We start from the raw sequence: 19,902 nt of genomic DNA on the forward strand, positions 1-19,902 counted from the left end.
TTCGCCGCTGCCCCAGGACCCGCCACGCCGCGGCCGTAGTACCAGGACCCGCCACGCACCACCCGCCAGTCCCCAGTCCTCGGCGGCCGCAGTTTGCCCCGCCGATAGCGGTCGTACGCCTCCCCATCATACCAATCCGCGCACCACTCCCACACATTGCCCGCCATCTGGTACAGACCCCACGGACTCACACCCTCCGGATACTCCCACACCCCCGCGGTCGTCCCCCCGCCACGAGTGTAGTCGTTCCGGCACCGGCTCTTGTCCCACTCGTTCCCCCATGGGTACTCCCGCCCGTCCACCCCCCGCGCCGCCTTCTCCCACTCCAACTCCGTGGGCAACCGCAGGCCCGCCCACCGGCAGTAGGCCAGCGCATCCTTATAGCTCACGCACACCACCGGGTGGTCCGCCTTCTTTTTGGGAAACGACCGCCCCCGCCACACCGGCTCACCCCAGCTTGCCTTATCCGGCGGGCGGTGGCCGGTCTCCTCGACAAAACGCAGGTACTGCCGGTTGGTCACCGGGTGCAGGGCGATGTAGTAGGCAGGCAGCACCACCGGGAAGGGGCCGCCGCCCTCGTCATCACCGGGCCCCCCGGCCAGGAACTCCCCCTCTGGGATCAGAATCAGCAGGCTGCCGTCCTTTTCGTTTTCGATGAGCAGCGGTGGCTTGTCCATCGTCCTGTGCCTCTTGCTACGACCATTCATGCAAAAACCTCTCGCAAAGGCGCCAAGGGGCCGCAGAGCTACCAGCCTCCCCACCACCCTTCGCGATGCCCCCTCTGCCCGAGCCTGGAGTCCCCCCTGCCCGAGGCTGGACAGTGGCGAAGACCCAGGTCATTAGCCTCCGTGTGCTCTGTGGGGAGCCTCTCCCTGCCCCACTACCCCTGCCGCCGTCACGGTCTAGCGCCCGCAGGGAGCACTTTCTCGTAGAACGCCTCCTGCAGGCGGCGCGTGATTGGCCCCGGCACCCCCGTGCCTACTTGCATCTCACCGATCTGCACAATGGGCGTAATCTCCACCGTCGTGCCGATGAGCATCGCCTCGTCGAACTGCGCCAACTCCGAGCGGGGGACCTCCACCTCCTTGGCAGGGACGCCCAGTTCCTCGCATAGCCGCAACACCACCGCGCGCGTCACCCCCGGCAGGATGAGGTTGGAAAGCGGCGGCGTGTAGAACGTGCCGTCCTTGACAAAGCCGACGTTGCAGTGCGTGCCCTCGGTCATGAAGCCGTCCCGCGCCCACATGGCTTCCACTGCCCCCTGGTCAATGGCCCGCTGCCTGGAGAGCACATTGGGCAGCAGCGCAATGGACTTGATATCGCAGCGCAGCCAGCGGATGTCCTCCTCCAGGATCACCTTCACCCCTTGTTCGATCTCCTCCCAATGCGGCTTGAACGGCGAGGTGCTGATGTACACGGTGGGCGGCGTGCCGGCCGGGGGAAACCAATGCCGCCGCGGACTGTACGCGCCGCGCGTCACCTGCAGGTAGGCAATCGCCTGCTCTTGGTCGTGATTGTTCTCCTCCACCAACCGCTGGATGATGGCCGGAAACGCGCTGAGGTCCGGCGCCTGGATGCGCAGCTCGCGTAGCCCGCGCGCCATACGCGCAAGATGTGCCTCCGTCTGGAAAAAGACCCCGTAGTAACAGCGGATGACCTCATACACGCCATCGGCAAACTGAAAGCCCCGCTCGTAAGGCGGAAGGCAGACCTCGGTTTCCTGCATGTAGTGACCGTTGTAGTAGACGAGCATAAGGGTTCCTTCTTCCAGATCGCCGTCCTCAGCTGCCCGGGCTTTCACACTTGCCGAAGGAGCTGCCATGAGATGCGCATTCGCCCCGCGCGTCGCACGTCTCTTACCGTCAGGGGATGTTCCCCAGCGGGGCGAGGTCAACGGCCTTGTAGATTTTTCACCCTAACGGGGTCTTCGTCACTGCACAAGCCTGCGTCTTCGTATCTGTGCTACAGCCTCCCCGCGAGGACCACCGTGGTGCGCGCAGTCTCTACCACGCCGGCCGAGGCGTTGAGCGCTTCGAGATAGACCACATAGACGCCGATGCGCGCCTGCTGGCCGCGGTCGTCTCTGCCGTCCCAGACTATGGCATTCGTGGCGCCAGTAGGTTGATTGCTGGCCAAGAACCGGACCAGCCGGCCGGTGACATCGTAGATCTTGATGTTGACCGCCGCGGTCGTCATGGGCAGGCTAAACGAGATCACGGCAAAGTCGTCGCGGCCATCGCCGTCCGGCGAGAACGGGGAAGGCGACACGCTGAGCGTGGTGCGTGCTGGCACCACGACGGTGAGGATGCTGTTCGCGCGTCCTGGGGTGGCACCGCTTTTGTCCACGCACGAGCTCCAGTTGGACTTTTGCGCTGAGGGCAGGTTCGGGTTGATCCTCTCCAACGACACACCGCTGCCGCCTCCCCAGCTCTGGTCATAGGCGACGCTATCGATGACTGTGCCTTGGGGGTCAAAGACGACCACTGCATCGCCCGAGGCAGAAAGCGCGGGCCAGGAGGGCACTACCAGGAGCGGGCAGGACGGGGCCAGCTCCCCACTTTTTGCCAGCGAGGAGTCCTGCGCGAGGACCGCAAAGCCGCCAGGAGGCACCACCACCGGTGACCGGCTCACCAGCCGCCGCTTGAGCACATCTGCGTCCGAAAAGTACCACTTCTCTAAGCTGACCGGCGCCTCACTGCGGTTGAACAATTCCACCCATTCGCCCATGCCACTGAGTGGCGAGTACATGATCTCGTTGATGATTAGTGTTCCCCTACCAAAGCCCACCCCCAGTTCAGCCAAAGCAATATCGTTTTCGTGTCTCTGGTCACCAGAGCAGGTCACCCTCGCCGCGATGCGCATGAGCCCTGAGGGAGGCTCGCGCCATTCCACTTCTGCGATCGTGCACTCGTCCGCAAGTAGCCTGGCCAGCGTGACGGGCTCTCCCAGCCGCTCTTCAACGTCGAAAATGGTGTCTCTGTTGGCGTCCCAGAAGAACTCTATCCGCGGTTGCTCTGCGGGCTCCCGCCCCAGGTTACAGACTGTGACGCACATGGTCACGTTCTCACCGGCGCGCGGTTGCTCCGGTGCAAAAACAAGTCCTCCCGGTGGTATGCCCAGGTCTACCTGAGCCGGACTGACGCTGTTTTCGCGGCCAGGGGTGGCACCTTCTGGGTCCGCACTGAGCCGCCAGTTTGCGCTGTCGCCCGAGGACCACTCGTACCGCACCCGCTCCAGGGAGACCCCGGTGCGCATCCCCCAGCGGGAAAAGTAAAGGACGCTGTCAATGACCGTGCCTGCCGGGTCGTAGAGGCGCACCTGGTCCTGGTCGTTGTTCAGCGCCGCCCATCCCTGCTTTACCGTCAGCAGCGGCGCTGGCAGCGCGCCGTACTGGAAGCGGAGGGCGGAGTCGGCCGCCACGATGGCAAAGCCACCCTGGGGCACGTGCACGTGCGTGGTGCCGAAGAGGCGCGGGCCAGAAGTGGCGTCTCCTAACCCCCAACCGTACAGGTCCAACTCTCCGGGGCCGGCATTGTAGAGCTCGACCCACTCGCTCTGTCCAGGGGAGGGGGCATACATGATCTCGTTGACCAGCACCTGACCCACAGGGAAAGCCACGGTGAGGTGCGCAAAGCAGCGGTCGTTTGCGGGCCGCGAGTCACCTATGCACCTTACCTCCACGGCGACGAGATGCACCCCTGGGGGCACGGCGGACCATGGGCAGTGCACCTGCAGGGTGTCTCCTGGCTGCAGTTTACTTATCACCTGCGCCGGTGCCAACCGCTCTTGCACACCGAGCAGCGAATCCGCATCAGCATCCCAGTAAAAGGTGACCTCCACGTTCTGCGCCGGCTGGCGCCCCACGTTGTGGACCAGAGCGGCAAGCCGCAGCGACTGCTGCGCTTTCGGGCGGCTAGGTTCCCACTGCAGGGACCCCGCAACCACTTCCACATCAATGGCCGGCGGGCTGATGCTATTTTCCCGGCCCGGCGTCGCACCTTCCGGCGCCGTGCTCAGGCCCCAGTTGTTCCGGTCCTGGGAGGCCCTATCGTAACGCATCCGTTCCAGGGAGACCCCGCTGCGCATTCCCCAGGTGGAGAAATACTGCACACTGTCCACCACCGTCCCGACCGGATCGTACAGGCGCACCGCGTCGCGGTCATTGTTAAGCGTGGGCCACCCCCCGACCACCGTAAGCACGGGTGCGGGCAAGAGTGGGTGCTGGAAAAGGAGCGAGGAATCAGCCGCCACGACGGCGAACCCTCCCTCCGGAATGCGGCAGTGTGCGGTACCAAACAGTCGTGAGCCAGACGATGCGTCTCCCAAGCCCCAGCGGTAGAGGTCCACCTCCCCGGGACCGGCATTGTACAACTCCACCCATTCCGGCTGCCCTGGAGACGGGGCGTACATTATCTCGTTGATCAGCACCTGGCCCACGGGAAAAGCGACCAGCACGTCCGCAGAAGCCCAATTGTTCCCTGGCCGCTCGTCATTCGCGCACTCCACCGTCATGAAAATGCTGTGTGCCCCGGGGGGAAGTCCCTGCAACCCAAACGTCACGGTGCGGCTTTCGCCAGGTCTTAGCTCCTGGAGTACCTGGGGCACGCCTATGCGCTCTGAGTCCGCCAGCACTGCGTCGCCGTTTGCGTCCCAGTAGCAGCTGACCTCGACCACCGCCACATTTTGGCGGCCTACGTTGCTCACCGCCGCGCTTATGGTCACCGGACTGTATGCACGGGGGACACGGGGGTCCCATTGGAGCGAGCCGGAGACCACCTCCACATCCACGGCCGCCGGACTGACGCTGTTTTCCGCCCCGGGCGTGCCACCGCGAGGATCGCGCGAGGAGCGCCAGTTGCTGGCGAGGTTGGATTGTTCTTCCCACCGGACGCGCTCTAAGGACACGCCAGTACCACCTTCTCCCCACGATGCACTGTAGGCGACACTGTCGATGGTGGCCCCGGTCAGATCGCGAAGAACCACCAGATCAGCGTCATTGTTCAGCGTCGGCCATTTGCTGCCCAGCGTCATCAGCAGGCCGCTGAATTGTGAAAAATCCTGCTTCATCGTCGTGTCTTTTGCCAGGAGCACGTATCCGCCTGCTGGCACCAGGACGTGCCGGTCAACGATGCGCACGGGATTCGCGATGTTCTCGTCACTTATGGACCATTCCCAGAGGTCGACTTCGCTACTGTCCGGGTTGAAAAGCTCGATCCACTCGCTAGCGCCGGCGCGCGGGCGGAACATGATCTCGTTGACCACCAACGTGCCGGCAGGAAATGGCACCCTCAGCTCGCCCGTTGCTGCGTCGTCCGAGGTATCTGGATCGAACACTTCGACCAGCCGAGCCATGATACGGTTCAGTCCGGAAGGCAGCGGCCCCAGCGCAAGACTGCACACCAGAGAGTCGCCGCCTGCCAAGCCGGCCAGCTGACAGCCGATGCCGAGAAGCTCATGCGCCGACGGCTTCGTGTCATAATCCAGGTCGCGGTAGAAAGCCACCGCACCCGCGTCGACATCCAGGAGGCCATAGTTGTACACCCACACCGAGGCGCGCACGGGCTCACCGGGCGAGGGTTGACTCGGAGAGAACTTGACCCCTTCCGGGGCCAGTCCGACATGTCTATCCCGCGGGCGAACGCTGTTCGGCGCATTGGGCGTGCCACCCAGGGGGGCTCGACAAGAGCTCCAGTTCTTGCGGCTATTAGTAGGCCAATCAGGCCTAATCCGCTCCAAGGACACACCTGTCTCACCGCCCCAAGAAGCCGAGTAGACAAGGCTGTCGACGGCGAACCCTGCGGCATCCCAGATCACCACTGCATCGCCGGTGTTATTGAGTGCTGGCCATCCCCGCCTTGGCACCAGCACCAGGCCCGTCATGGTTGGAAACAACGCCTTGATTAGCGAATCCTCGGCGACAATGGCAAATGCACCTGGCTCAAGGTATGTGGGCAACTCGGTGAGCGTCGTTCTGCTGGTGGTGCGCGAATCGCTTAGGGCCCAAAGGCGCAGGTCAATGACATCCTTGCTTCTATTGAAAAGCTCAACCCACTCCGGCTCGCCGGCGCTCGGTCGATACATGACTTCATTGACCACAACCTCGCCTGGCCAAACCCCCACCTTGAGGGTGATGCGCTGCTCATTGTTCTCAAGCACCGTCTCACCCTCCGCCTCTGTCCGCGCAATGAGCAGGTGCACACCGGCCGGCACCTGGTCCCAGGTGAACACTGCGATGGCGCTATCTCCAGGAGACAGGGGAGCGGCAAGTGCAACAGGAGATGCCATCATCTCCCCTTCGGTGCCCACCCCATCTTCGTTTCGGTCCCAGAAGAAGGCCACTTGGCAACTGGGCAGCACAACGCGCCCAGCATTGAGCACTACGGCGGTCACCTCTACCGATTGCCCTCGCCGAACGCGCGCGGGTGTGCAGCTCATCCGCTTGAGCACCACATCCACATTGCCGAGGCTCACGCTGTTGGGGGCGCCCGGCGTCCCACCCTGCACCCGACTATCCGCCCAGTTGTTCAGGTCATCGCCGGCATCCAGATCGATCTTTTCGTCGGAATGACCTGGCACGTTCCCCAAGGTGTAGCGATAGACCGCCACCGTGTCCCCTGCGGCGTTGGTCAGGATAACCGGCTCACGCTTGGTATTTGACCACCCGCCGCTGCCGAACGCACTGTCGTCGATCTTGACTATGAGGGCTTCTGGAGGGATGACCGCATCATAGGTCGTGGAGTTGCCAAAGTAGCTGCCGTCTAAGATGACCGCGTACTGTCGCGGGGCCAAGAGCAGACCCCGTCCCGCATCAACGATCTTGTCCAACTCGAGACTGTCGCCGATGGCCCACCCGGCCAGGCTTACGGTGTCGGTTGTACTCCGGTTGAAAATTTCGACAAATTCGTCGTGGTTCTCATCTGTGGCGGGATCATACATGATTTCTGAGAGGACTACCTGCGCCTGACCCGGATGCGGGACAGCGGCAAGCCCTCCCAACAGGGCAACGAGGGGAAGAATGCGGAAACGATGAGATGCAGCCACTGCTCTGCTCCCCACTTCAGTCGGTGAACGGTAGCTGCCCGCTTCAGCTATGCTCAGCGGAATATGGTCTGTTCTCGACCTTGGCCTATGGATACAATCCGCACTGCGGCGCCAGTCTGTTCTGCAATGAACTCCAAGTAGCGCTGCGCATTGGCCGGCAGATCTCGGTAGCGTCGCACCGCGCCCAAGGGCGTCTGCCAGCCCGGCAATGTCACGTACACAGGCTTGGCCCTGCTAAGAGCCTCGATGTCGGCGGGAAAATCAAAGGTGTGGTCTCCGCCGATGTCATAGGCCGTGCACACTTGGATCTTTTCCATACTGTCCAGCACATCGAGCTTGGTCACGGCCAGCTCGGACACGCCATTGATGCGCACCGCATAGCGCACCGCCACCAGGTCGAGCCATCCGCAGCGTCGCGGCCTTCCGGTGGTGGCGCCGTACTCTCTGCCCAATTCACGCAGACTTTGCCCTTGGGCGTCCGTGAACTCGGTAGGGAGCGGGCCGTTGCCCACGCGGGTGGTATAGGCTTTACACACACCCACCACGCTGTCGATTGCGGTAGGCGGCACGCCCAAGCCCGTGCTGGCGCCGCCACTCACGCAGCTAGAAGAAGTCACGTACGGGTAGGTCCCATGGTCGATGTCGAGAAGCGTCCCCTGGGCCCCTTCAGCCAGAATCCTTTTGCCGTCCGCCAACGCTCGATGCAGGAGCACACCTGTGTCCGTGATCATCGGTGTGACCCGCTCCACAGCGGCAAGGTAGGAATCCAACGCAGAAGAAGACATTGCACCTGTGCCGTAGAGGGCCTCGGTCACTCGGTTCTTGTGCTCGACAAGCTTTGCCAGCTTCGCGCGGAAGTCCTCCACGTGCCGCACATCGCCCACGCGCAACCCCAGGCGTTCCATCTTGTCCGCATAAGCCGGGCCGATGCCGCGCAGGGTGGTGCCGATTGCTCCGGAGTTGTTGCGCTCTCGGACCTGCTCATAGGCCAAATGACAAGGCAAAATGAGGTGTGCGCGGTCGCTCACCCACAGTCTCCCTTCAACGCAGACGCCGTGGGCCCTGAGCATGTCCACCTCGCCTTGGAGCGCCACCGGATCTACTACCACGCCGTTACCGATGACGCACACCACCTTCTCGCGTAGGATACCACACGGCACAAGGTGAAGGACGATCTCCTGGCCATCGACCACCACGGTGTGACCGGCATTAGGGCCCCCGTTGTACCGAGCTACAATATCCGCTTCGGCGCTGAGCAGATCGACGATCTTTCCCTTGCCTTCGTCCCCCCACTGCGTGCCAACAATAACTTTGACGCTCATGAGTCCTCGGCCCTGCTTCTGGTGCCGCGCACCGGGGAGTCATTCACAAGGAAAACTCCGAATCGGCGCCTTGCCGATTCGGAGTCATAACCCACCCGAGTCGCACCCCGAAGCCTCTGTGCTCCGGTTTACGAAAAACTCTGTACCGCTTCCTCTACAGAAGCGAACGTCTCAAAGACGTTGATCACTCTGGTGATGGTCATCAAGCTGCGGATACGCGGGGTGATGCACGCCAGCTTCAGCTCGCCGCCGTTGTTGCGCAAGGTGCTTGCGGCGCTGATAAGGATACCAAGACCTGAGCTATTCATCCACTGCACCTGGGACAGGTCCAGCACCACGTTCTTGGTACCAGCGTCGATAAGCTGGTGGACCTTTTCATTGAGCAGCCCCGCATCTGGCCCACCCATGATTTTGCCCGCCAAAGAGAGGACCGTGACTGCGCCTCTCTTAGTCTCGGCTACGGTCATGTTCTTGTCCTTCCCCGCGATTCGTCAGTGTGTTCAAGCGCGCGCCACTTCTCTGCGCGCCTTGCGCCGCTCAAGCAGCCCCTCCCAGGCCACCACAATGGGGCTCGCGATGAAGATGGACGAGTAGGTGCCGATTGTGACACCCACCAGCAGGGCAAAGGCAAATCCATGGATCACTCTGCCTCCGGCGACAAAAAGCACAATCAACACCAACAGGGTGGTCAGCGCGGTGATAACAGTCCGACTCAGCGATTGATTGATGCTGGTGTTCACGATGGTAAGAATGTTTTCCCGACGCATGAGCTTGAGGTTTTCACGGATGCGGTCAAACACCACAATCGTGTCGTTCAGCGAGTAGCCGACCAGGGTGAGGAAGGCAGCGACCACCACCAGCGAGATCTCCATGTTGAGCAGGGAGAAGATGCCCAAGGTGACCAGCACGTCATGGAAAAGCGCCACGACGGCGCCCACCGCAAAGCGGAATTCAAACCGCCAGGAGATGTACACCAGAATGAGCAGGAGCGAGATGAGGATTGCCAAGATCGCCGCCCTGCGCAACTCGGCGCCAATCTTCGGCCCCACCGACTCGATGCTCAGGACCTCGTGGCTTTTGTCCGGCAAGTCTTTCGCAAGCTGCGTGCGTATTCTCTCTACTACCTGCGCGCCAGTCAGCTCTCCCTGCTCGACGCGGATGAGAATGTCAGTGCCGGCACCGCCACCGCGCAACGATGGAGAGGCTTTTATCTCGGCGGTCCCAAAGCCGATTTTCGCCATGGAGTTGCGAACCTCACCCACACTCACAGACTCCTTGAATTCAAGCACGATCGATGTGCCCCCCAAGAAATCAATGCCGTAGCGCGGGCCCCCATGGGCAATCAACGAGATGATCCCGGCGAGTATCAATACTCCGGAAAAGGTGTAGGCCGCTTTGCGCAGTCGCATGAAGTCGATGGAAGTCTGACCGAAAAGCTGCATCGAATCTCTCCTTTTCTGCCCTGCTGTCACGCACTCTTAGATGCTGAGCTTGGTTATAGCGTAGCGGTCGGTGATATAGTCAAAGAACATGCGTGTGACCACAATGGCGGTGTACATGTTAATGATGAGGCCGATGGACAGAGTGGTGGCAAAGCCTCGCACCGGCCCGCTGCCGAATTGATACAGCACCACGGCGGTGATCAGAGTGGTCACGTTCGAGTCCAAGATCGTGCGGAAGGCACGTGCGTACCCAGCGTCGATGGCCGCCTTTATGGTCTTGCCGGTACGCAACTCCTCCTTGATTCGCTCAAAGATGAGCACATTGGCGTCCACTGCCATACCCACGGTGAGCACGATGCCGGCGACGCCCGGCAAGGTCAGCGTGGCCCGCAGGCCCGCCAAGGCCGCGATCAGGAAGAAGATGTTCAAGGCCAGCGCCACATTAGCGATGACGCCCGACATGCGGTAATAGAAGATCATGAAGAGCACCACCAGCGCGGCGCCTACAATGGCGGAGAGTTTCCCTTTCTCGATAGAGTCCTGGCCCAGGGACGGCCCGACGGTCCGCTCCTCGATCACCTCCACCGGTGCAGGCAGCGCACCGGCGCGCAGCACTACGGCCAGATCGCGCGCCTCTTCGCGCGTAAAGTTTCCTTCGATGCGCCCACTCCCGCCTGGGATGCGTTCCTTGATGCGCGGGGCCGAATAGACTTTCCCGTCCAAGACAATAGCCAGGAACCTCCCCACGTTGGCCCCAGTCACTCGGCGGAAGATCTTTGCCCCCTCGCTATTCAGCTCAAAGTGCACTTCCGCTTGTCCCGCGCGCACCGAGGACTCTCCGCCCCCAAAGGCGACGTCGGCAGTCTTGAGGTAGGCACCCACCAGCTCCGGCTCCTTTTTCACAAAGTAGAGCTGATAGAAGCGCTGCCCTCGCGACACGTACGGCTGCGCACCCCACAGGAACTCCCCGTCTCGCGGAATGATCTTCTGCACCTCAGGCATCTGGAGGATGCGCTTAATGGCGGCAACGTTCTGCTCGGGCACGCTGATCTGATCGGTTCCCTCCACGTAGCGCAATAGGGAGAAGAAGGGATACTCCTCAAAAGTCTGCTGGTCTACCACCACGGTGCTCTCTGGCTGAGCCCCTTTGGCAGCCGTGTCCGCCTTCTCTTCACCGCCGAAAAGCTTGCTGAGATCGATTTCCTGTTCCTGCGCTTTCTTCCCTTCGGGGAGTGTTTTTGCCGTGTCCGCCGCAGCAGCGGCAGATAGCTCTCCCACCCCGCCTTTAGTGCGCATCCGCTTCACGGCCTTGTCGATGTCCTGGAGGAGGGAAAGCGTCACCTCTGGCTCGCGCAAAAGCTTGAACTCCAAGAGGGCGGTGGTGTTGATAATGCGCTTGGCGCGCTCTATGTCCTGAACCCCGGCCAGCTCAATAACGATGCGCTTCTCACCCTGGGGGGCGATCACTGGCTCAGACACGCCAAACTGGTCAATACGATTCCTCAGCACCTCCAGGGTGCGGGCGATGCCGTCCCTGGCCTCATCCCGCAGCTCCTTTATGATGACATCGTCGCTTTGACCCCGCTTGCCGTAGTAACGGTTAAGTGGTATGTTGCGCGCCTTGAACTCTTCTTCCAGCACGTCAAAGAAGTCGCGGTTCTCGGTTCGTGCGCGCTTGTCCACGATGGCCAGAATCTCCGTAAAGCGATCGTCGCGGTCGCGGGCCAAGGTGCGTGCGAGCTGGTGCAGGTCGGCCTCATACACCAGATAAGTCCCACCGACTAGGTCCAAACCTTGACGGAGCGCCTTTGGCTCTAACTTGTCAATCTTGCTCCGCAGGGTAATCAGCTTGGCGCTCAGTTCACGCGCCTCTTGTCGCGCCTCCTGCCCCGCGTTTGCAGTGGCCGCGCTGACCCGCGCCTCAAGCTCACCCACCCGCAACGCGCTGAGCAAATCACCTTGGGCTACTCCGACAAGCTGACTCAAACGAGCGAGATAGGCGTTCTGCTTTTTCTCCAAAGAGCCCACCCGGAAGGTGGGGTAAAGCTGGTATACGGCCCAGCCCAATAGGACCACCAACAGCACAAGCTTGAGCAGGTTCTTCCTGCGCATTGAAAGGTTACCTCCCAGAAACAGGTATCAGTGCCATATTAGTTCTGTGCACCGCGGCACGTGCCGCGCGAGCTTCAAATATAGACCATTCCCACGTAAAAGTCAAACGGAAAAAGGCGTTGCCGCTCACGCTTTAGGGACTAACTGCCGCACCGCGTCGATCACCGTGCCGTCGCGGAACTCGATAAGCGCCACAATGCGGTCGGTGAAGGTAGGCTTCTCCGGCTGACCGGTCATGTCGATGGCCATGCGGTAAAGCTTCTCAATGGGCACGATAGGCAAGGAGCTCCGTTTCAGCCGCTGCAAAAGGTCTTTGCGCCGCGGGTTGATTGCGATCCCACGCTCGGTGACGACGACATCGATCATTTCGCCCGGCGCCGTCACCGTGACCACCTTGTCCACAATGATGGGCACCCGCCCGCGCACAAGCGGGGCAGTGATGATGGTAACCTCAGCGTCGGCTGCATCGGTGAAGCCGCCTATGCCGTGGAGGAGCCAGCCATCCGAGTGTGTGTTCACGTTGACGTTAAAGTCCAGATCGACCTCCGTGGCCCCCAAGACCGAGACCTTCACCATTTGCGCGAAGCACCCCTTCGTGTGGTAGTTGTAAGAGACGAAAGGATTTGTCTCGATGTGCCGCGGGTTATCCCGAAGGGACTGCACGCCAGCGAGGTCAAAGCTTTGTCCGTCAAGGATGAAATGCGTGAGGCCACGGTTGAGCAAGTCGACCATGTATTGCGTGGAGCCGCCCCGTACAAAATCCGCTACCACGTGGGCCCGCGCCATGTGCTCGGCCATGTATTGGACAAAGGCCAAGGAGACCCCACCAGCGCCAGCCTGGAACGAGAAGTGCGGCTCGTACATGATGGCGCTGTCCACCACTAATTGGGCGGCATATTTGGCAATCAGTAGCCGCGTGGGGCTGCGCGTGATCACTGTTGTACCGGAGACGATGCGCGATGGGTCTCCTATGGCTTCCACCTGCACCACATAGTCCACGTTGCCACCTTGAATGGACCATGGGTAGCAGGGGAAAGGCACAAGGTTGTCCGTGATGACCACCACCTTGTCGGCATAGAGCGAATCTGCCAGGGCAAAGCCGAGCGGCCCGCAGGCCGACTTGCCATACAAGCCATTGGCATTGCCGTGAGCGTCCGCCGCCGGCGCAGCGATAAAGGCCACATCGATATGCAGATCCCCGTCCTGGATGGCGCGATAGCGACCGCCATGCGAGCGGAGCACGCAAACGCTGGGCATCTTGCCCAGAGAGCAGGCGCGCCCTACCGGCCCGTTCATGGACCCCTCCACGCGGCGCACTACGCCTTTTTCGATATGGCGCACCAGGGGCTCATGGCAAGGGAAAAGGGCGGAGGGTGCCACCACCAAGTCCTTGAGCCCACGACGTGCCAATTTGTCCATCACCATGTTCACCACGTAGTCTCCGTCGCGGAGGTGATGGTGGAAGGAGACAGTCATTCCGTCCTTGATATCGCAGGCGTCGATCGCCTCGTCCAGGGATTTGAGCAGCTTGTTGCGGAACTGGCTCGCGGCACGTATGGGAGCGCCAGCCGTGCGCCCGCCGCCTTTGTCGGCGTGTGCCCCCTGAAAAGGCCTCAGTTTTCTCCCCTCCACCTCCGTAGGTACCAGTCGGCCAATTGCGTTTTCTACCAGGTCCATACGTCAACCTCGCTTGTGCTCACTCGACCAGGCCCAGGGCTTTTGCCAATTGGAGGGTGCGTCTGGCGCGGGCCACCACAGGGGCATCGATCATCTTGGTGCCAAGGCTAGCCACTCCTGCGCCGCGGCGCTCAGCCTCCTCCAGAGCGGCAATCACCTGTTGCGCGTGCGCAATCCGCTCCGGGCTGGGCGCGAATGCGCGGTGAATCGGCTCTATCTGCGCCGGGTGGATCACGCCTTTGCCCTCGAATCCCAGCGCAATAGCCTCCTCGGTGCTCTTGACCAGGCCCTCCACGTCAGCCACGTCCGAAAACACCGTGTCTAGCGCCTGCACACGCGCCGCCTTGGCGGCCAGCACCAACAGACTCCGTGCCACAAAGCTCTCCTTGCCTTCCACGGTGCGCTCGGCGCCGATGTCTGCACTAAAGTCCTCCGCGCCAAAGCAGAGGGCCACCACGCGCTGGCTCGCGGTGGCAATCTCGTATGCGTTCAGCACTCCACGCGCCGTTTCGATGAGAGGCATAAGCCAGATATTTCGGCGCAAGCGGTGCTGTCGCTCCAGCGCTGCCACCCTCTCTTCCACCTCCACTACGCTGCTTGCCGCCTCGCATTTTGGGATGAGAATAGTGTCTGGCTCCGCCGGGACCACCACTTCGAGATCCAGGGCCCCAAACTCGGTGGCGAGGGGGTTGATGCGCACGATCCGTTCGGCAGCGCCAAAGTCAACCGCCAAAAGGGTATTGCGCACGAGTATGCGTGCGGCACCCTTGTCTTGGGGTGCCACGGAGTCTTCAAGATCTAAGATCACACTGTCGGCGCCAAAGAGTCCTGCGTTGAGCATGAGGTCAGGGTTGTTGCCGGGCAGATAGAGGCGGGTGCGCCGCAAACGGTCCTTGGCCACTTGCCTGCGCGGAGCGCGTCGCGGCGGCCACACGCCGGGTCCGGCCACCGGAGAGAGCGCCCTCACCGCCGCCTCCACCCGCGCCATGATCACATGGTCCAGCGCGCCCTTGTCGTCCACCTGCACATGGGCATGGCGCACGCCCAACTGCTCCAGAGTCCCAACAACCGTGCGCCGAATCTGTTCCCCAAATGTGCCCAGCACTGAGCTTTGCAGGTCAATTCTGATGCCGCCCCTGCGGCGCATAGTCAGCGTGAGCAGGAGGTCGCTTTTGTCGCTTCGTCCAACCTGTACCTGTTTTTCCATAGTCGCGTCTCTCGCTCCTCAGATCACCGCCAGTCATAGCAAGCTTCGGGCTAATTCCGGTTTGGGAGCCGGGATGACGACAGTGCGCATCAACAGTCCTTTCGGCTGCACCACGGCAGCACCTGCCTGGACTGCGGCGCGCGCCGCCGCCACCTCGCCGGTCAGGGTCACAAAAGACTTGCCCCCCAGCCCTACGGCCAGACGGACCTCGATGAGCACCACCTTAGCTGCCTTGGCGGCCGCATCGGCTGCCTGAATGCTGGACGCCACCGAAAAGGTCTCGATGATGCCCAGCGCCTCCACCTCGTCTACCGCGGAGGTGGCATTGATGGCAGGGAACACACCGGGGTGCACGCGCGGCAGGACCATCTCGTCCACTACCGTTTCGGCGCCTCGGTCCACGCCGGCCCGCACGCTGCTGTGCACCGCCGCCACATCGCCACGCACCAGGCAAATGTACTTGCCAGGACAGACGGTCTTGGCCACCAGCAGCTCCACCTCGCTCACCTTAAGCATGGCGTCGGCCGCTTCGATCCCCACCGCAATGCTATTGAATTCAACCAGCCCAATACAGTCTTTCGCCACTTCCGCCATCGCAACTCCGGTTTAGTTCCACTCACTCCGTGGCGATTGTCACCACATGACTGTCGACCTGGACTACGCGACCTGAAACTGAGGCGTGCACACATGCGCCCAACTCGTCGCGCAAGACCTGGCCAACGAGTTCTCCTTCCCGCACCTTTTGCCCAATTGCGACCACCGGTCGCGCCGGCGCGCCCGCATGTTGCTTCAGAGGAATATGCACCTGTCTGGGTACGATCATCGTTTCGCAGTAGCGCGCTGGTCGGTAGTAGGGTGTAAGGTCAAAGCGCGCCATCAGGCGGTGTGTGGGGATTCGGCCGGTCCCCACAGGGACACGCGGCTGGACTGTCCGCTGCCGCGGTGCCATCGTTCCCAGGCTGCGGAGGTGTTCTTTTACCGCGCGGTTGACCATCCGCGGTGAGAGCCCCATGGGACAGGCGTATTCACAGGCCCCACACTCGGAACAGAGCAGTGCCATCCTCGCCACCTTGGTGTCGGTATGCGAGCCCAGTGCAGCGGCCCGCATCACCCGATGGGGCTCCAGCCCGTGCCCCAACAGGTAACGATTGCAGCTCTCGGTGCACAGGACGCACTGCGTGCAGGCAGATCGCGCGTTCCGCAGCTGGTGCTCGAGCCTCTGGCTGCGCTGCTGGACGTACACGTGCTGCCTGGGTAACACAATGACCGCTGCAGTGGTCTTGGCAATGGGGGTTGACGAATCTTCCGTCAGGCAGCCCATCATTACGCCGCCAAGGAAAAACACCGGATCCTCACACATCACACCACCGCACACGGGTAACAGCTCGCGCACAGGCGTACCGATGGGCACCCGAACCACCCGCGGTTCCGCGACGCACCCGCCGACGGTCAGCGTCCGCTGTGTGACCGGCGTCCCATCCCAGGCCGCGGCCACGTTCCGCAGCGTCTCGACGTTTTGCACCAGCACACCCACCTGAACGGGGAGTCCCCCCTCGGGCACCAGTCTCCCTGTGGCAATGGGTACTACCTCGTGCTCGTCTCCGGCTGGGTAGCAGTCCGGCAGCTTTACCACTTCCACGTCCGCAGGCAGTTCCTTCGGCAGCAGTGCCAGACTTTTGCCCTTGATGGCAACGAGAAGTTTCCGTGCGCCAGTTGCCTGGGCCACCAGCCGTAGTCCACGCACTACACCCGGCCACTCGCGGCTGATCACCTCCTGGTCATTGCACAAAAGCGGTTCACACTCGGCGGCATTGGCGACCACGCATTCCACCTGGCAAGCGAGTTTGCGGTGGGTGGGGAAGCCCCCGCCGCCTGCGCCTACCACTCCTGCGGCAAAAACTCTGTCAGCCAACGCGCCCGCCACGCCTCAAGCCCTCCGTCTCAGCGCTGCTTTGCATCCAGAGTGGTGGTTCGGTGGGGCTCCGCTGAAACGGGCATCTCGTAAAGTTCCTTAAAGCGCTTGATCCCCTCAAAAATACCGCGCGCAATCCGTTTCTGTTCAGCCCTATCGCGCAAAACCTTCTCCTCCTCACGGTGGGAGATGAAACCTATCTCCACCAACACGCTTGGCATAGAGGCCCCCACCAGCACGTAGAATCCCGCCTGCTCCACACCCAAATTGGGCCTCTGCGTCCACCGAGCAAGGCCGTTCGAGATGAGACCTGCCAGCTCTTCGCTCTCCCGCACGAATTCATTGTGGGCCATGGCGGCAAGGATGAAATTCGGGTTACCGAAATCACCGTAGCCGTTGTGCATCGACTCATACTCTTTGATCACTTCGTTCTCCCTGCGGGCCACTTCCAAGGCCTCTTCGGTCTTTGCCGGGCCAAGGATGTAGACGGAGAAGCCGCGCACTGTGGGCCGGCGGTGGGCATTAGCATGAACGCTCACAAATAACTTACCATTGTGGCGGTTGGCAAGAGCTGTGCGTTGCTTGAGGGTGGGATAGGTATCGCCGGTCCGGGTCATATACACCGTCAAGCCCAGCTCATCCTCCAGCATGGCTTTTAGCTCTTTGCATGTAGACAACACCACATTCTTCTCGTAGAGGCCCGTCGGCCCGATGGCGCCGGGGTCCTTCCCGCCGTGTCCCGGGTCCAGCACCACCGTGTCGATGCGCCACTTTTCGCGCGCTGCCCGGAGACCAGCGATGAGGTCTGTAGAAAGCGTGTCCTGCGTGGGCAGTGAAATCCATACCTCGGTCTGTCCTTCTGGGAAGAGCACCTCACGCTTCTTCGGAATGGACCTCAGTCGCAGCGCCAATCGCGCCACCTCAGAGGAAAGCTGCGATGCATACCACTCCCTCACCTCCTTCGCCCTGTCCTCCAAATAGGCGGAGGAACTGTCCACCACCCCTCCATAAAAGTCGATGTACAGCCATCCGTTTCCGGTAAGACTCGTATAGACGTCCGAACTGGCGAACCGACGGGTGCAAGTGACGCGTACTAACATGCCATTCGCCTTGGATTCCACCACGGCCCCAAGGACAACTGCTCCTTTGCTGGCGATGGTCAAAAAGCGTCTCTGTTCGTCCCACTTCACAAGCTCGGGAGACGAGTCCGCCAGCACCTCCACAAAGTACGGCAACGGCACGTACAGTTCCCCACCCTGCAAGAGGGTTTCCACTGGCATTTGCCGCACCCTACTGCCTATTACCACGAAGCAGTTGAACGGTGAGACCGTCAATTCACGTGTGCCCACGTAGGCCACTGCCTTGTTGGCCTTTTCGCTCTTGACGACGCGGCCGCCGAGCGTGGCCACCAGCTCTGCGAGGGGGACATAGGTGCATCCGTCCTGCACGAGTGCCGGGAGTTCCCGAGCACTTGTGCCGTCCTCATACCGCACCCGCACGCTCTGGGGGTCTCCAGGCGAAAGTCGCACAGGACAAGAAAAAAGTGCCATGGCGATTAATGCCCCTACCATGGCACGCCTGATCGACGCGCGACTCAGCCTCAAGTGAGCCACCCTCACCCTCTCACTCCTGCGTCAGATAGCGACTGGCCTGCTTGAGTTCTTTTTTTTCCTTCGGCGTAAGCCTCTCGTACCCAACTTCGTTGATCTTGTCAAGGAGCATATCCACCCGCCGACGATAGTGCTGCATGCGCTCCCAACGCCGCCTCTGGGCTTCGGCCTTCCTGCGCCACCACCAGCGCCTCAGGGACGCCAGCGGGTTGCCAAATACCCTGCCCCGCCTGAGGTATAGATACCCGACCACCATGCCGCCCAGGTGGGCAAGATGAGCAATGCCGCCTTCCCGCCCGAAAAGGCTGCCAATGCCGCCGAGGAGGGACATGCCACCAAACAGGAGCACCAAGTACTTGGCCCGCACCTGGATGGGCAGCACAAAGAACAGAAACATGGTAATCACGCGCTCAGGAAACAGAAGCCCATAGGCCATGAGCAGGCCATACACCGCCCCAGATGCCCCCACCACCGGCAGCACCGAGCGGTGAAGAAACAGTACATGGAACAGTCCGGCACCCACCCCGCAGGTGAGATAGTAGCTGAGCAAGCGCCGCGCTCCCCACACTCGCTCGAGCTCCGAGCCGAAGACCCACAGGAAGAGCATGTTGATTAGGATGTGGAGGAGGTTCCCATGCAGGAACATGTAGGTGAACAGTTGCCAGACCCACCCCTTCCCCACCACCCAGGCAGGAACCAGAGCCAACACTGCTTCCACGGGGGATATGCGTACCGGGGATACAACAGACGGCTGCAGCACCGCGTTGCCCACCTGCTGGAGAAGAAACATGCCAACGTTCGCAGCCAGCAGCCATTTGACCGCTGACGGCATAGCCGTCATCGCAAGGCCAACCCGCGATGTCCACCGGTCCTCATACATGGAGCGCAAGACCCCTTACCACAGGCCCATGGTCACGGTCACGCGGGCGCCAATGCCGGAAAGGTCCACTTGCTCCCACACCGGCAAGCCGGCGGGTGTCTTGGTACGGTTGCGCGACACTTCGGCGCTGGAGTAGAAGATCTCACCGGTCATGTCCGAACGCCGCCCCAGCCTGAACATTATGCCTCCGCCCACCTGCCAAGTGAAGCCGCTATAAAACCGCGTCTCCGAGACGCCCTGCGCAAAGTTCTGCTCCTTGTTCCATAGGAGCTCATACCCCAGGCTGCCGCGCAACAAATAGGCATGCTGGCGGCTGGCGCGCATCTTCACCAGCAGCTCGGCAAGCAAGGGCAGGATGGTCGTATTGTAGTCGACTTCCTTTTGCACGGTTGTCTCGCTAAGCCCGCTCTCGTACTCCGTAGTGGCCACTTCGCTTGTCTTCACATAGTGCCGACGGAACAGATCGGCCGCCACACCGATTGAGACAGCCTCATCAACCTCCGCACCCAGCGAAGCGCCAATGGCGAATCCAGACTTGGCATCCTTTGGGTTCAAATATCCGACCCTCACGCCCAACTCCTTGCCCCGCTGTGCCGAAGAGCTCGCCGGACAAAGGGTCATGGCGGCCCCAACAAAGAGCGCGCAGACAGCCCAAGTGCCCTTCATGATAAGGCCCTCCTCGATTGGGTTGAGCAAAGC

At 61.6% G+C, this 19,902-nt stretch carries 14 protein-coding genes; all 14 read right to left on the reverse strand.

The annotated features are described in order from the left end of the window. A partial coding sequence (locus ONB25_01180) for a formylglycine-generating enzyme family protein (protein MDZ7391501.1) occupies positions 1–677 on the reverse strand: 677 nt, incomplete at its 3' end. 218 nt (positions 678–895) lie between these two features. Next, positions 896–1,822 (reverse strand): aminotransferase class IV, encoded by a 927-nt coding sequence (locus tag ONB25_01185; GenBank protein ID MDZ7391502.1) that lies wholly within the window; start codon positions 1,820–1,822, stop codon positions 896–898. Positions 1,823–1,962: 140 nt separating this feature from the next. Continuing rightward, positions 1,963–7,041 carry a lamin tail domain-containing protein gene (locus ONB25_01190; protein MDZ7391503.1) on the reverse strand — a complete coding sequence of 1,693 codons (5,079 nt, stop codon included), beginning with the start codon at positions 7,039–7,041 and terminating at the stop codon, positions 1,963–1,965. A gap of 53 nt (positions 7,042–7,094) precedes the next feature. Then, on the reverse strand, positions 7,095–8,363 hold the full coding sequence (locus ONB25_01195; protein ID MDZ7391504.1) for an adenylosuccinate synthase: 1,269 nt from the start codon (positions 8,361–8,363) through the stop codon (positions 7,095–7,097). A gap of 128 nt (positions 8,364–8,491) precedes the next feature. Further along, positions 8,492–8,830, reverse strand: a complete 339-nt coding sequence (locus ONB25_01200; GenBank protein ID MDZ7391505.1) for an STAS domain-containing protein — start codon at positions 8,828–8,830, stop codon at positions 8,492–8,494. A 33-nt stretch (positions 8,831–8,863) separates the two neighbouring features. Beyond that, the gene (gene secF / locus ONB25_01205) at positions 8,864–9,805 is read right to left on the reverse strand and encodes a protein translocase subunit SecF (GenBank protein ID MDZ7391506.1); all 942 of its coding nucleotides are present in this window, start codon (positions 9,803–9,805) and stop codon (positions 8,864–8,866) included. 36 nt (positions 9,806–9,841) lie between these two features. Further along, positions 9,842–11,917 carry a protein translocase subunit SecD gene (secD, locus tag ONB25_01210; GenBank protein MDZ7391507.1) on the reverse strand — a complete coding sequence of 692 codons (2,076 nt, stop codon included), beginning with the start codon at positions 11,915–11,917 and terminating at the stop codon, positions 9,842–9,844. A 126-nt stretch (positions 11,918–12,043) separates the two neighbouring features. Then, a complete protein-coding gene (gene citF, locus ONB25_01215) occupies positions 12,044–13,594 on the reverse strand; it encodes a citrate lyase subunit alpha (GenBank protein MDZ7391508.1) in 1,551 nt (516 codons plus the stop codon). A gap of 19 nt (positions 13,595–13,613) precedes the next feature. Further along, entirely contained in the window at positions 13,614–14,801 is a 1,188-nt protein-coding gene (citD, locus tag ONB25_01220) for a citrate lyase acyl carrier protein (GenBank protein ID MDZ7391509.1), read from the reverse strand. A 33-nt stretch (positions 14,802–14,834) separates the two neighbouring features. Further along, on the reverse strand, positions 14,835–15,395 hold the full coding sequence (locus tag ONB25_01225; GenBank protein ID MDZ7391510.1) for a BMC domain-containing protein: 561 nt from the start codon (positions 15,393–15,395) through the stop codon (positions 14,835–14,837). 22 nt (positions 15,396–15,417) lie between these two features. Further along, complete coding sequence (locus ONB25_01230) at positions 15,418–16,725, reverse strand: 4Fe-4S dicluster domain-containing protein (GenBank protein ID MDZ7391511.1); 1,308 nt, start codon at positions 16,723–16,725, stop codon at positions 15,418–15,420. Between the two features lie 17 nt (positions 16,726–16,742). After that, positions 16,743–18,317: an N-acetylmuramoyl-L-alanine amidase gene (locus ONB25_01235; protein ID MDZ7391512.1), complete on the reverse strand. Its 1,575-nt coding sequence runs from the start codon at positions 18,315–18,317 to the stop codon at positions 16,743–16,745. 19 nt (positions 18,318–18,336) lie between these two features. Then, positions 18,337–19,203 (reverse strand): rhomboid family intramembrane serine protease, encoded by an 867-nt coding sequence (locus ONB25_01240; GenBank protein ID MDZ7391513.1) that lies wholly within the window; start codon positions 19,201–19,203, stop codon positions 18,337–18,339. 15 nt (positions 19,204–19,218) lie between these two features. Beyond that, entirely contained in the window at positions 19,219–19,869 is a 651-nt protein-coding gene (locus ONB25_01245; protein ID MDZ7391514.1) for a porin family protein, read from the reverse strand. Positions 19,870–19,902: the final 33 nt, after the last annotated feature.

The organism is candidate division KSB1 bacterium, assembly GCA_034506335.1.
Lineage (GTDB): Bacteria > Zhuqueibacterota > Zhuqueibacteria > JANLFK01 > Oleimicrobiaceae > Oleimicrobium.

What these genes read in the sequence shown, in the direction of transcription:
- ONB25_01240 (MDZ7391513.1), bottom strand. Translation starts at nt 19,203, where the DNA reads ATGTATGAGGACCGGTGGACATCGCGGGTTGGCCTTGCGATGACGGCT.
- secD (MDZ7391507.1), bottom strand. Translation starts at nt 11,917, where the DNA reads ATGCGCAGGAAGAACCTGCTCAAGCTTGTGCTGTTGGTGGTCCTATTG.
- secF (MDZ7391506.1), bottom strand. Translation starts at nt 9,805, where the DNA reads ATGCAGCTTTTCGGTCAGACTTCCATCGACTTCATGCGACTGCGCAAA.
- citF (MDZ7391508.1), bottom strand. Translation starts at nt 13,594, where the DNA reads ATGGACCTGGTAGAAAACGCAATTGGCCGACTGGTACCTACGGAGGTG.
- citD (MDZ7391509.1), bottom strand. Translation starts at nt 14,801, where the DNA reads ATGGAAAAACAGGTACAGGTTGGACGAAGCGACAAAAGCGACCTCCTG.
- ONB25_01200 (MDZ7391505.1), bottom strand. Translation starts at nt 8,830, where the DNA reads ATGACCGTAGCCGAGACTAAGAGAGGCGCAGTCACGGTCCTCTCTTTG.
- ONB25_01185 (MDZ7391502.1), bottom strand. Translation starts at nt 1,822, where the DNA reads ATGGCAGCTCCTTCGGCAAGTGTGAAAGCCCGGGCAGCTGAGGACGGC.
- ONB25_01245 (MDZ7391514.1), bottom strand. Translation starts at nt 19,869, where the DNA reads ATGAAGGGCACTTGGGCTGTCTGCGCGCTCTTTGTTGGGGCCGCCATG.
- ONB25_01225 (MDZ7391510.1), bottom strand. Translation starts at nt 15,395, where the DNA reads ATGGCGGAAGTGGCGAAAGACTGTATTGGGCTGGTTGAATTCAATAGC.
- ONB25_01195 (MDZ7391504.1), bottom strand. Translation starts at nt 8,363, where the DNA reads ATGAGCGTCAAAGTTATTGTTGGCACGCAGTGGGGGGACGAAGGCAAG.